The organism is Streptomyces sp. (assembly GCF_035563135.1).
GTDB lineage: Bacteria > Actinomycetota > Actinomycetes > Streptomycetales > Streptomycetaceae > Streptomyces.
This window is the reverse complement of sequence record NZ_DATMVN010000683.1, coordinates 1-12,161: the sequence shown is the minus strand read 5'-3', so window position 1 is coordinate 12,161 and position 12,161 is coordinate 1. Positions and strand designations below refer to the sequence as shown.

Sequence of the window (12,161 nt, the reverse complement as noted above, 5' to 3'; positions counted from 1 at the left end):
GGGTCCGTGCCCGGATCGGTCGGGTCGTCCGCGGGGGTCACGACCGTCTTCGCGTCCACCTTGGCCCCCACCTCGCCCACGGCCGCATCAGCCTGCACCTGCGCGGTGGCGCTCACCTCTGCGGCCGAGGCACCGGTGGTGGCGACGCCCAGCACGCCGGCTGCCATGACGGCGGCCGAGGCCACCCTCATCATGCGCCGGCGCGGCGTCGTATTCCTCTTACTCATGCGTCTCGTTGCCCTTCATCGCACGTTGGCAGGCCGCCGCGGATCGACGATCTCCAACGAGACGCACAGTAGGAACGGAAGCGGACACCTCCCTCGAAGCGCGTTCCCTGCGGCATCTACCGCGCGCCCGGGCGGTGACCACTGACTTGTTGGGCCTCGTCGTCAGCAGCTCGGCACAGCAGTCGGCCGCAGAAGAGCCTGTCCGCTCTGCTTCATACGTTCAGGACATGAGCAGTTCACAGCTTCCGCCCCACACCGCAGTGCTCGCAGTGCTGGCACAGGTTCCACCAGTGCCTCTTCGACGCCGCCCTGAGGCTCGCGCACCGCCGAGGGTGCCTCGCGCCGTCAGCCGAACAGTGCCGTCTCTCGACAACGAAGGAAGTAATCCATGCGACCTCTGACCCGGCGGGCCGCGACCGCGACCGCAGTCACAGCCCTCATGCTCGGTGGAGCCACCGCCCTCGCCGCTCCCGCATCCGCAGTCGGCTCCACCGCGTGCACCAAGAACGTGGCCGACTACACCGCATGGACCTCAACCACCGTCCACCTCCGCAACGGCCCGAGCACCAGCTACACGTCCCTGGGGCTGCTGCGCACCGATACCAAGATCACGGTTGCCTGCTACGCGAAGAACGGCTCCTGGGCCCACATCAAGGTCCGCAGCGGAGCCAACTCGGGCAAGACCGGATGGATCAGCGCCTACTACATCTCGGTGCCGATGCAACTGGACTGACCGACACCGCCGAGTGCCGCAACGGCCCCGAAGGTGCCGTTCCGGGCGACACGCCATGAGTGGCCCTGACCCGCGCGTCAGGTCCACTCATGGCCAACCCGGCCAGGCTCCACCGATTCCTTGAAACGCCACCTGAGTCCTCCACGCCCCTGCTGCGGAGCCTCGGAAGGAGACACATTCCGTGAACCGACCGCCCTTGGCCGCTCACTACGGCCTCGGCGTGATTTTCCCCGTTGTCGTATTGGACAGCAGCGGATGGAAGCAGGCGGCGCCATGGGCCCGCCCCCAGCGGGTCACAGATCGCGGCGACCTCCTGGTCCTGCGCTGGTCCGGTCCTGAGCAGGACGCGGACGAGTCGGTGCAGCTACTGGTCACCCTCGCCCGACTCGCACCCGACCCGCTCGACGACGAATCAGCGTTGGTGGCGTATGACGAGCAGTTGCCCCGCTCCGTACGTCTGATCGCGCTGCGCCCTTCCGCGCTGATTGGCAGCTGGGCGGAGCGCCCCGGACAGCAGCCGCCGACCGGCCGCATCGCATAGCGCCCTCCCTCCCGCCCGACCTGCACTACATCGGAGTCCTACATGCCCCACACCGACGAACCGGCCGTTGCCGTCATCACCCCGACCCGGTTGCGCGCGGAGCGAGTCCCGTACCTGTTGGAGTTGTACGCCAGCCTTCAGCGGCAGGCCGTCCCGTTCCAGTGGGTCCTGGCGCTGGATGGTGTACCGCTCTCGCGGCTGCCCGCGGTCCTGCGGGAAGACCCCCGCGTCGTCGCCGTGCCGCTGCCCCGTGCCGTCGGTGCCGGCGCCGCCCGGAACTTCGCGTTGAACGAGGTCACGACCGCCTGGTGCACCACGGCTGACGATGACGACTTCCTGCCGGAAGGATCGTTGTCGATCCGGCTCGAGCACGCGCGCTCCCACGGCCTGGGATGGTGCGCCGGCTGGTCTGCAGACCTCCACCCGGACGGCTCGACCAAGACCTGGCACTGCCCCACACCGCCCGGCTTCCACGAGCCCGGCGCCGTGTGGCGGTTCTGGAAGACTCCCGACTCGACGATCCCGATAGGGCCCACCACCCTGCTCGCCCGCACCGACCTCATTCGCGGCAGCGGTGGGTATGCCGCCCTTCCTCAAGGAGAGGACTACGCCTACCTGGTGGGAATTACGGGTGGCGCTCCTGGAGCCCTTCTGCCGACCGTGGTCTACCACTACCGAAAGCACCCGGAGCAGATGACAGCTCATCCCTCGTATCCGGCGATGGAATCGCGGGCGCGCGTGTTCGCGTGGAGGCACGGTCAGCACCTGGCCGCGCTCCGCGAGGGTCTCAAGGAAACCGCGAAGACGGCGTGAAGGAAGCAGACATGACCAACCAGTTGGACCCGTGGGACCCCGATTACCGCAAGCCGACGGTGGAGCCGGAGCCCGAGGAGCCGTGCGAGGGGTGCATCTGGTGCCGTATGGCGAAGGCGAAGTTCGACCGGGTCCTGGACGGCGCCGACTATTCGTGGGCGTGCTACCAGGACCCCGAGCAGTTCAGCTACACCGCGAGCGGCAGCTTCCTGCACCGCACGACCTGCAGCCGCGTCCGCCGTCGGATGCCTGCCGAACACGTACGCCCGGAGGGCGAGGCGTACGACCGGGCCTTGCAGAAGTGGGCGCACGAGCACCACGACTACAACAGTCCGGAAGCTGAGGAGAGGTACAGCCCTCACCTGCGGCTCTACATCATGAGCCCGGCCCGGGCCCGCCAGTGGATCGCGGAGAACACGGGGCCGCTCGGTGGACGTAACTACCGGCTGTGTAAGGAGTGCCGGCCGAGCGAGCCGTGACGACGGCTCGCTTCTTCAACCAGGCGTCACAGACCTGCCGCGATGGCGCCCACCACCGGTGCCGCAGGACATCCTCCACTGCTATGAGCCGGGCCTTCCTTCCCGCCGCGCGTTCCAGGCCTCCGCTGGAGACGTAGCCAGCCGTGCCCGGGACGGGGGTCCGGACATTGCTCTACTTCGCCGGTTTGCGCCGGAACCGGGACACCTCCACCGCCCATGCGGCCAGAGCCGCCAGGTCCCCGTTCGCCGGGGGACGGCCCAAGGCGGCTGCGATGCGGGGGTAGGCCGGGTGCATGTCATGGTCGGCGCCGGTGACCAGCGCGGAGAGCAGCGGGGCGCTGCCGTCGCGGCTGCGGTCGATCCGAATCAACAACGGCGTCTGCTCGCCGCGCTCCAGGGCCGCAAGCTCCGGTGGCAGCTGCTGCCGGATCTGTGCCCACGTGAGGGTGGTTCCCGCGGACGCGGCCTTCTGCAGGATCGCTCTGACCGCCTGCGTCAGCGGGTCGAGCGGCGTGCGCTCGGGGCGGTCCCGGTTCCTGACCGGCCGTGCGCTGTCTGGGCGCACGGACTCGCGGCGGTCCGCTGCCCGCTGTCGCCGCTCGCTCTTCTGCTCCCACGACACGACCGCCAGACGGTCCTTGGGGTCGAGCTCATCGCCCGCGGTCTGCGCCGCGCGTACGAGGGTGCCCACGTGCCTCTTCAACTCGGCTGCGGACAGGGAGCGTTCCTCCCGGCGCAGGTACTTGAGCAGCTTACGCGCATCCGTGGCGGCTTCTCGGCGCCGCTGAGACCTCGTCTTCCGGCCGGCGGCCGGGCGCGGCTCCTTCTTCGGCTTCTTCGGGGCCGGCCGCACCGGCCGGTAGCCCGCCTCCTGCCGGAGTGCGGCTGGGGCGCGGGGTTCTTCGATACGGTCCTGCCCGCGCAGGTAGGAGCGTGCGGCAGCGAGCACACGTTGCTCCGAGACGCTGGCGCCGCGCCGGGTCAGGGCGGCGGCCTGCTGAAGGCGGGAACGCACGTCCCAGGCGCGGCGCTCGCGGACAGCCGCCTCGAGCTCGGCGAACAGACGGTGCTGGTACTCCTCATGGGTGGCAAGCCACGCGCGTGCCTCCGTCAGCGCGGTCTCCACCGAGGTTCGCACGCGCGGGGTCAGGCTCTGCAGCAAGGAGTCGCCGCCTGCACACAGCCGGCGTACGTGTTCGACCGTGCCGGTCCGCTGCGCGGCCTCCAGGCCGCGGACGAACGTCACCACCTTCTCCGGCAGAGCCGCGGACTGGGTGGCCGGGCTCTTGGTAACGACGCGGCTCGGGCCGGAGGCACGGGTACGCAGGAGACGGGCCGCGGTCGGCGTGAGCAGGCCCTCGTTGCCCCAGGTGCACTCCCTGAGCGGAATCCAGTCCGTGGGGTGGGCCAGGCTCTGCGTTCCGATCCAGACTCGTCTGGTCGCACCATCGCTGTCGCACCGCACCCGATAGACGTACGGGCAACCCACCAGGCTGCCCGGCTCCGGCACCACACCGGGTCCGAGAACTACGGTCCGCTCGGCGGCATCCCAGTCGGGCCGGACCGAGCCGTCCATATGGATGCGCAAGGAGACACCGTCCTCCAGGTCCACGTCGACCAAGGAACCAATCGGCGGAGGGAAGGAGAAGCGCGCGACGCGGCCGTGGTCCAGCAGCGACCGGGAGAGGGCCGACTTCACGTACAGGTGGTCCGCGCTGGACTCACCCACGGCCGGCCGGCGGCAGGTATTCGGCATGCCGTTCGGCTGAGGGAAGTGCTGGAAGTGGCACTGCCGATCGACGTAGAGCTTCGTGGCGAGCTGGGCACCGCAGCCGCCGAGCAGCACACCGCACCAGAATGTGTCGCCTTCATGGGCGTGGCGGAAGACGTCCAGTTCGATCGCTTCAGGGGGCAGGACGATGGGCACATCCGAGTGCTCGTCGCCGATGACCGCCGTCTGCACCAGCCTGGAATCGCGCATACGCCGCCCCCCTCTTCACCTTCCGAACCACGATCGGCGCGGCGTGCTGGCGCCACGGGCAGTCCCGGCGCGAACGGGACGAAGGCAGTCTGCCGAACGCGCAGCACCCGCCCAGCGAGATCGCAGAGCGGGTGCCGAGGAGTGCGAGCTCAGGCGGGGGTGATGTTCTCCGCCTGAGGACCCTTCTGACCCTGAGTGACGTCGAAGTTCACCTTCTGGCCCTCCTGAAGCTCGCGGAAGCCGGAGCTGGCGATGTTGGAGTAGTGGGCGAAGACGTCGGGGCCGCCGCCGTCCTGCTCGATGAAGCCGAAGCCCTTTTCCGAGTTGAACCACTTGACAGTTCCGCTGGCCATTGCGCCCTCCAAGGGACTCAAAGTCGGCACCCGCACCGTGCAGGCACCGGAGGTGATCGCCCTGGTCCTCAGAGACTGTGATCAGCAGAATCGCCCGTGCGCATTGCTCACGGGCGACCGGTACTTCGGAACCACGACAGCTACCCCTGACGCTACACGGAGAGGTCCGTCCTCGTCGCGAGAACGCTCAGGTCACAAGCAGATCGTCGGGGTCGCTGCGTGGGCGCACAGCACCGAGCTTGCCCCGCTGAGGTCCTGTTCATGGGCGCCCTGGCCGGTCTCCGATGCGCGGGCACTGCAAGGCGCTACGGTCGGTGGATTGAACCGGTGAGCCGTAGCCGTGCCGGGCGAGCCCTGCTGATTGGGAGTGCGTTTCGTGATCCCCCTCTCGCTCGAAGCCGTCGCGGCCGCCGTCGGCGGCCGCCTGTGGGACGTGCCGGACACGTCCGTGCTGATGACCGCGCCCGCCGTCGTCGACTCGCGCACGGTCGAGCCCGGCGGTCTGTTCGCTGCGCTTCCCGGCGAGCACACCGACGGGCATGCCTTCGCGACGAACGCCGTGAAAGCCGGCGCAGTGGGGGTCCTGGCTGCCCGTCCCGTCGGTGTCCCGGCCGTGGTCGTCGACGACGTGCTGGACGCGCTCGCCGCGCTGGCCCGCACCGTGCTGGCGGCCGTGCCGGAGGCGACGGTGATCGGGCTGACCGGCTCGGCGGGCAAGACCAGCACCAAGGACCTGCTCGCGCAGGTTCTCCCCGAGCTCGGGCCGACGATCGCGACGGTGAAGTCGTTCAACGGAGAGATCGGCCTGCCGCTGGCGGTGACCCACCTGGACCAGGGCGTGCGCTACATCGTGCTCGAAATGGGCGCCCGCGGCAACGGCCACATCACCCACCTCACCCGTATCGCCCCGCCCTCGGTCGGCCTGGTCCTCAACGTGGGAACCGCCCACGTCGGCGAGTTCGGCGGACGCGAGCAGATCGCCCAGGCCAAGGGCGAGCTCGTCGAAGCGCTTCCGGCGGACGGCCTGGCGATCCTCAACGCCGACGACCTGCTGGTCGCCGCCATGGCCTCGCGTACCTCCGCCCGGGTGCTGACCTTCGGTGTTGACACCGAAGCCGACGTACGGGCCCTGGCTGTCACCGTCGACACCTCCGGCCGGCCCTCGTTCACCCTCGCCGCCTCCGGCACCAAGGCACGGGTCGCTTTGTCCCTGCATGGCGTGCACCACGTGTCGAACGCGCTCGCCGCGGCCGCCGTCGCGATCGGGCTGGGCGCCGATGTGGAGACGACGGCGGCCGCGCTGTCCCGCGCGGTCCTGGTCGCGTCGGGACGCATGGAGGTCACCGACCGGCCCGACGGGATCCGGATCATCAACGACGCGTTCAACGCGAACCCCGATTCGATGAAGGCAGCCTGCACGGCCCTCGCGGCCATGAAGGACAGCCGCCGGACCATCGCCGTCCTCGGCGAGATGAAGGAGCTCGGTGCCGACGGCGGCGAGGAGCACCGGCAGGTCGGCCGTCTCGTCGCCACCGCCGGCATCGACGTGCTGATCGCGGTCGGCGGCGACGACGCGCGGGCCATGGCCGACGCTGCCCAGCGGGACAACCCGCAGCTGAAGGTCGTGCGCGCCTCCGACCGGGACCACGCCCTGACCCTGGCAAACGACCTGATCCAGCCGGGGGACATCGTCCTGGTCAAGGGCTCCCACAGTGTCGGGCTGGAGCACACGGCGGGGCGCCTGGCCCAGCCCGACACCATGGCCGGCGACCGCTAGACGACGATCAGGGGCCGGTCCGCGGGCGCCAACAGCAGCGACTCCAGACCGGCCACCTCGCCCACGCCCATCGTCAGGACCACGTCACCCGGCGCGGCGAGTGCGCGGCGACCGCATCGGCGGCCTGGGCCAGACCGCCGACCCAGCACACGTGGGCGCCGGCACCGACGGCCGCTTCCTCGACCTCGTCCCGGGCCGCCGGTCCGGCCGTCGAGGGCACCGCGTCGCGGACGGGCAAGAGCACCACCTCGTCCGCGAGCACCACGCCCCTCCGCGTGCCCAGGACGCGCACCCGCGTCGAGCCGCACGGCTCGAACACGACGATCACCCGCCCGCCGGCCAGCTCCCGCGCGGTGCTGACGTCAGAGACGATCACGCTGCGCTCAGCTGGCCCGCTCGCGTTCTTCGGCTTCCAGGTCGTCGCAGAGATACCGCAGCTCCTGGGCCTGCAGGTGGAGCACTTCGGTGATCTGAGCCAGCTTCTTCTCCCGCTTGGCCCCGGCTGTCGTCCTGTGTTCGTCCACGACGATCTCGCTGATGAAGTGCGCGAGGTGCTCCAGCCCCATAAGGCTCAGGGAAACCTGGCTGCTCCGGTCCAAGTCCGGTACCTCGGCGGGGGGTTTTGGCCGCCTTGTGTAGGCGCAAGGCGGCGCCCAGCAGCCGAACTAGTGCCGTATCAGGCAACGTTCGCCTTGTAGTTGGGGACGTGGTTCAACGCCGTGGGTCTGTCGGTGTCTGCCAGAATCGGCGGATGCTGAGCATCGGAACGATCGTGATGGGGGCCGCTGATGTGCGGCGGGCCGCGGAGTTCTGGAGTCGGGCACTGGGCTACGTCCCTCGCGATGGTGAGGTGAAGGACGACTGGGCGGTACTGGTGCCGGCCGACGGCTCCGGTGCCGCACTGGCCCTCGACCTCAGTACGACGCCCGTGCAGGAACACCCGAGAATCCACCTCGACCTCTATGCCGGCGACGCCGCCGATCAGGAGGCCGAAGTGGCGCGACTGATTTCCCTGGGCGCTGAACGCGTCGACTGGGACTTTTATCCGGACGATGCCGACTTCGTCGTGCTCGCCGATCCCGAGGGCAACCGCTTCTGCGTCATCGACACCAGTCACAGCTGACGGACACGGGGGCTCGGATGGCGGAACGCGTGCGGGTGCGGGAGATCGACGGCGACGAAGGGCGGCGGCTGCTGCGGATCATCCGCCGCGGCACCGGGTCGGTGGTGACCTGGCGGCGGGCCCAGATGGTGCTGCTGTCCGCGCAGGGCATGGCGGTGGCAAAGATCGCCGAGGTCACTTTCACCAGCGCCGACCGAGTCCGGGATGTGATCCACAACTTCAACGCCGACGGCTTCGACTCCCTGTATCCGAAGTACAAGGGCGGGCGGCCGAAGACCTTCACACTGCCCGAGCGCCGCGAGATCAAGAAGATCGCGAAGTCCAAGCCGGCCGAGCACGGCCTGCCGTTCTCGACCTGGAGCCTGACCAAACTGGCGGACTTCCTGGTCGCCGAGGGGGTGGTCGACGACATCAGCCACGAGGGCCTGCGCATCCTGCTCCGCGAGGAAGGCGTCTCCTTTCAACGCATAAAGACCTGGAAGACCTCCCGCGATCCGGACTACGCCACCAAGAAGGCCCGAGTGGAGCACCTGTACGCGATCGCCGACGGCGAGGTCATACCCGAGGATGGCGAGCCCGAAGTGGTGGTCTGCCTGGACGAGTTCGGCCCGCTGAACCTGCAGCCGCACCCGGGGCGGCAGTGGGCCGAACGCGGGGGCAGGCACAAAGACCCCGATCGCGAGCCCAGGCCCAGGCGGCGGGCGACCTACACCCGCCCGCACGGGGTGCGGCACCTGTTCGCCGCCTATGACCTGGCCAAGGACAAGCTCTACGGCCATATCAAGAAGACCAAGAACCGGTCGAAGTTCCTGGAATTCTGCCGCTACCTGCGCACCCTCTACCCACCGACAGTCCGCCTGGCGATCGTCTGTGACAACTACTCCCCGCACCTGACCACCAAGCGGTGCCGCCGTGTCGCCGACTGGGCAGAGGCCAACAACGTCGAGATCGCCTACACCCCGACCAACTCCTCGTGGCTGAACCGCATCGAGGCCCAGTTCACAGCCCTGCGCTACTTCACCATCGACGGCACCGACCACGCCAGCCACATGGAGCAGGGCAGCATGATCCGCCGCTACATCATCTGGCGAAACCGCCACGCCGACGACCAGCGACTACGTGCCGTGGTCGGCAGGGCAAACGTTGCCTGATGCGGCACTAGTTGGGCACTCTGCGGGGGAACGGTGGGAGTATCGGTGCTGGGCAACGGGTCGCCTGGGAAACCCAGGACACCGGGCCCAAGGAGTCGCAGTATCTCCTCCGTGCACACGGCGTAGCGCACCTTGCCTCCCTGATCCGGGACCAGGACCTCGAACTTGTCGCGGTCACCGGCAGTGGGGATCCGGGCGGGCAGATGCCGGATGACGGTGGTGCCATGCCCGAACTGCTCAGTCACGGCCCGCGCGCCGACCAGGGTCCGGGCGAGCGCCGGCCCGGATGCGGTGTGACGGGCGGGGCAATGACCGGGAACAGGCGGTTGTCCTGGCGCACGCCAGGCAAGATCAGGGGAGGCGAGTGGAGGGGAGCGCGCAGCATGGCCGACTCGGGTGAGCGGGTCATCAAGGTGGAGGACAGCCGCGGCAAGCCGGTGTACCGATGGATGCTCGAGCAGCAGCCGTGGCCGTTCGTCGAGCCGCTGAAGTGCGCTGGCTGTACGCGTCCGGTGTCCATCGTGCCGGCCTACCTGCGCCTCGGCTCGCCGGTCTCGGCGCACTTCCGGCTACACGAAGGCCACGACGATGGCTGCCCGCTGAACCCGACACAAGTCATGACCGACATCGCATTCGGCTCGCACGGGCTGGCGAAGGTCATGAAGAACGGCACGCTCCGGCTCACCATCCCCGCTCACGACCCTCCAGTCCCGCCAGCGCCCACTGCGGTCGGGGGAGAGCCCGAGGACGACGAGGAGCGAGCCCGGCTCCGGGTCACCACGCTGCGGCCTTGGCTGCCCCCAGCGCTCAACAGCGCGGTGAAGGTGTCCCAGCTTCTCCGGCGGTGCGACTTCGACCCTGACTTCGCGGAGTTGTTCACGGTCGAGTACCGCAACAAGCGCATCGCCTGGAGCGAGTTCTGCTACGGCCCCGACGATCTCTCCTACGGGCAGCTTCACGACCGGGTGACGGCAGCGAAGGGACGCTGGCTCGAACACCCGGTGGCGGTGCACGGGACAGTCCTGCAGACCGGCATGGCCGGCACCAAGCCCTACGCAGTCCTGGCGACCGGGATCCCCTCTAGGCAGGCCGGCCGGACCGTGGAGGTGGTGCTGCGCAGCGCCTTTCCGACCTTGTTGGGCAAGGAGCTGCAGGTGGGGATGCAGGTGCTCGCGGTCGGGGCCGGGTGGAAGATCTTCACCCCGCAACGGCGCAGCGTCGACGAGGTCCAGCTATGGATCAAGGAGCACTGGCACCTCGCCTTCTGGACATGGGACAAGGACACCAAGCAGACCGGTGCCCCGATGTGCCCGCTGCCTCTGACCCCAGAGCAGCGTCGCGACAGTCGCCCGCCCGGAGGTTCCGGTAGTCGGCCGTCCTCTCGGGGCAGCCGCCCGGCAGCCGCGTCCCGGGCGCCGGGCCCGCTGCGTGTCTCCACGCCACGGGAGGTGAGCCGGACCGCTGAACCACCAGGTCTTTCCGTCGCAGCGGGGGAAGCCTGCTCGGAGGACCTCGCCCGGCTCACCCTCAAGGCGTACGCGAAGCCGGACAGCACAAGCCCGCTGACCGCCGTCGATCAACCCCCGAATGCACCCGCCCTTCCGGCCGTCGCTCCCCGCCCGGCGCCACCCATGCCGGAGGCGCCCCCGGGCTCAGCCACGCCTGGAGCAGCTGCTGCCCCCGACTCACGACCACAGCCAGCAACTCCCGCCGCCTCACTGCCGCCCCGGCCCTTGCTTCCACCTCCGCCGAGCCTGCCCGAGCAGCCAGCGGGCGGAGCGTCAGTACCAGACACGAGCCCCCAGCCGGAAGCGGCAGAGCCGAAGCTGATGCGGCGGCTCTTCGCTCGGTGGCGACGCGGTCGGTAGACGCTCCGAAGTTCTTTGTCGCCGAGATCCAGACGACCTCCAAACCGTTGTCAGTCCGGTGCATGCGTGGTGCAGGCAGCCGTGGGCGGACGGCCGGGTCACGGCGCCATGGGGACAGTGTCCTTACCGGGCGAAATGCTGCGGCGGTGGGCTTCCGGGGTTCCCGCGTGGGAAGCCCACCGTCGTCGCCGTGCGCTGCCCGACAGCCCTCCACGAGGACGACCAGATTTCACCCACCGCACCCCGTTGCGCTCATCGTAATTCTTTGCAGAGAATGCATCTGTGAGTATCTTCGACGACATCGCAGCCATCGTCCATCCCATGCCCGAACCCGGTGACGTGCCGGAGGACGTGTTCAACGACGTCTGCCACGACGTCGACGCCGCACGGAAGGAGCTGGCGTTCAACCTGGAGATGGCCTGGGACGCGGACTCGGACAACGAGCCGCTGCTCTCGGCCATCGGCGCCGCCCGGTACCGCAAGGAGCAGGCCGAGGCCGAGATCCGACGCCTGGTCGCGTACGGGCGGGAGTTCACCCGGCCCCGTCCCTACAAGCTCGCGGACCTGGCCGCCGCTTCCGGGATGTCCGTCTCCGGGGTCCGCACGGCCTACGGACACGGTGACGTGGCCGCGGTCGAGCAGGGCATCGGCCGCAAGCCCCGTGAATGGCGAGCCACCTCCCCGGACGACCCGCCTGAGGCGGGGAGCGAAGCATGAACCAGTCCGCCCCGCAGCCGCGGCCAGACACATGCACGTGTTCCCGGCCCTGGGCCGAGCTGATCACGGCTATCGAGGGCCGGCACCTCGCCGCCCGTCCTGCCGAGAGCCTGGGACCGGCCGCCGCCCTCTTCCAAGCGCGCTGCGCTTCCTGCGGCGCAACCTATCCGGGTCCGTGGCGGCTGGTGCCCGGCCAGACCAGGGCGGCGTGATCACCGGCCTCGCGCGGTCGGCCGATGAGGTTCGGCAGCGGGTCAGCCCTCGCCCGCTGCCACGCCCCGAGTAGAACGGATGCGCTCCCCTCGGCGCCCGTGTCGTGCCGGACTTCTCCGCCGGCTACCCACCCGATGCGGAGTTGGCGGGCCCATTTCAGCACCTGGGCCGAGGTCGGATGGTGT

14 protein-coding genes and 1 pseudogene are annotated in these 12,161 nt (G+C 69.4%); 9 read left to right on the top strand and 6 right to left on the bottom strand.

Annotation, left to right across the window (positions count from 1 at the left end):
• Positions 1-227: pseudogene (locus VN520_RS30555) on the bottom strand (hypothetical protein); the annotation flags it as partial.
• A gap of 388 nt (positions 228-615) precedes the next feature.
• On the opposite strand from VN520_RS30555, the gene VN520_RS30550 reads away from it, so the two are divergent.
• The 4 genes from VN520_RS30550 (at position 616) to VN520_RS30535 (ending at position 2,793) form a co-directional block, all read left to right on the top strand.
• Entirely contained in the window at positions 616-960 is a 345-nt protein-coding gene (locus VN520_RS30550; RefSeq protein WP_325750185.1) for an SH3 domain-containing protein, read from the top strand.
• A gap of 181 nt (positions 961-1,141) precedes the next feature.
• A complete protein-coding gene (locus VN520_RS30545) occupies positions 1,142-1,501 on the top strand; it encodes a hypothetical protein (protein WP_325750184.1) in 360 nt (119 codons plus the stop codon).
• A gap of 42 nt (positions 1,502-1,543) precedes the next feature.
• Entirely contained in the window at positions 1,544-2,314 is a 771-nt protein-coding gene (locus tag VN520_RS30540) for a glycosyltransferase family 2 protein (RefSeq protein WP_325750183.1), read from the top strand.
• An 11-nt stretch (positions 2,315-2,325) separates the two neighbouring features.
• Positions 2,326-2,793: a hypothetical protein gene (locus tag VN520_RS30535; RefSeq protein ID WP_325750182.1), complete on the top strand. Its 468-nt coding sequence runs from the start codon at positions 2,326-2,328 to the stop codon at positions 2,791-2,793.
• Positions 2,794-2,965: 172 nt separating this feature from the next.
• On the opposite strand, the gene VN520_RS30530 is transcribed toward VN520_RS30535, so the two are convergent.
• Together VN520_RS30530 and VN520_RS30525 are read right to left on the bottom strand one after the other, a co-directional pair.
• Entirely contained in the window at positions 2,966-4,774 is a 1,809-nt protein-coding gene (locus VN520_RS30530) for a hypothetical protein (RefSeq protein ID WP_325750181.1), read from the bottom strand.
• A 149-nt stretch (positions 4,775-4,923) separates the two neighbouring features.
• Positions 4,924-5,127 (bottom strand): cold-shock protein, encoded by a 204-nt coding sequence (locus tag VN520_RS30525; RefSeq protein ID WP_010982331.1) that lies wholly within the window; start codon positions 5,125-5,127, stop codon positions 4,924-4,926.
• 376 nt (positions 5,128-5,503) lie between these two features.
• Here VN520_RS30525 and VN520_RS30520 point away from each other — a divergent pair, with 376 nt between their 5' ends.
• A complete protein-coding gene (locus VN520_RS30520; protein ID WP_325750180.1) occupies positions 5,504-6,904 on the top strand; it encodes a UDP-N-acetylmuramoyl-tripeptide--D-alanyl-D-alanine ligase in 1,401 nt (466 codons plus the stop codon).
• A gap of 73 nt (positions 6,905-6,977) precedes the next feature.
• Here the strand turns inward: VN520_RS30520 and VN520_RS30515 are convergent, their stop codons facing one another.
• Both VN520_RS30515 and VN520_RS30510 read right to left on the bottom strand, forming a co-directional pair.
• On the bottom strand, positions 6,978-7,280 hold the full coding sequence (locus tag VN520_RS30515; RefSeq protein WP_325750179.1) for a hypothetical protein: 303 nt from the start codon (positions 7,278-7,280) through the stop codon (positions 6,978-6,980).
• Between the two features lie 7 nt (positions 7,281-7,287).
• Positions 7,288-7,470: a hypothetical protein gene (locus VN520_RS30510; RefSeq protein WP_325750178.1), complete on the bottom strand. Its 183-nt coding sequence runs from the start codon at positions 7,468-7,470 to the stop codon at positions 7,288-7,290.
• A gap of 185 nt (positions 7,471-7,655) precedes the next feature.
• Between VN520_RS30510 and VN520_RS30505 the strand changes: the two genes are divergently transcribed.
• From VN520_RS30505 to VN520_RS30490, 4 genes are all read left to right on the top strand, one after another.
• Positions 7,656-8,027 (top strand): VOC family protein, encoded by a 372-nt coding sequence (locus tag VN520_RS30505; RefSeq protein ID WP_325750177.1) that lies wholly within the window; start codon positions 7,656-7,658, stop codon positions 8,025-8,027.
• A 17-nt stretch (positions 8,028-8,044) separates the two neighbouring features.
• Positions 8,045-9,178 (top strand): IS630 family transposase, encoded by a 1,134-nt coding sequence (locus tag VN520_RS30500; protein ID WP_325750176.1) that lies wholly within the window; start codon positions 8,045-8,047, stop codon positions 9,176-9,178.
• 383 nt (positions 9,179-9,561) lie between these two features.
• Positions 9,562-11,046, top strand: a complete 1,485-nt coding sequence (locus VN520_RS30495) for a hypothetical protein (RefSeq protein WP_325750175.1) — start codon at positions 9,562-9,564, stop codon at positions 11,044-11,046.
• Positions 11,047-11,328: 282 nt separating this feature from the next.
• Positions 11,329-11,763, top strand: coding sequence for a hypothetical protein (locus tag VN520_RS30490; protein ID WP_325750174.1), 435 nt, complete (start codon positions 11,329-11,331; stop codon positions 11,761-11,763).
• A gap of 163 nt (positions 11,764-11,926) precedes the next feature.
• Here the strand turns inward: VN520_RS30490 and VN520_RS30485 are convergent.
• On the bottom strand, positions 11,927-12,161 hold a 235-nt coding region (locus VN520_RS30485; RefSeq protein WP_325750173.1), incomplete at its 5' end, for a hypothetical protein.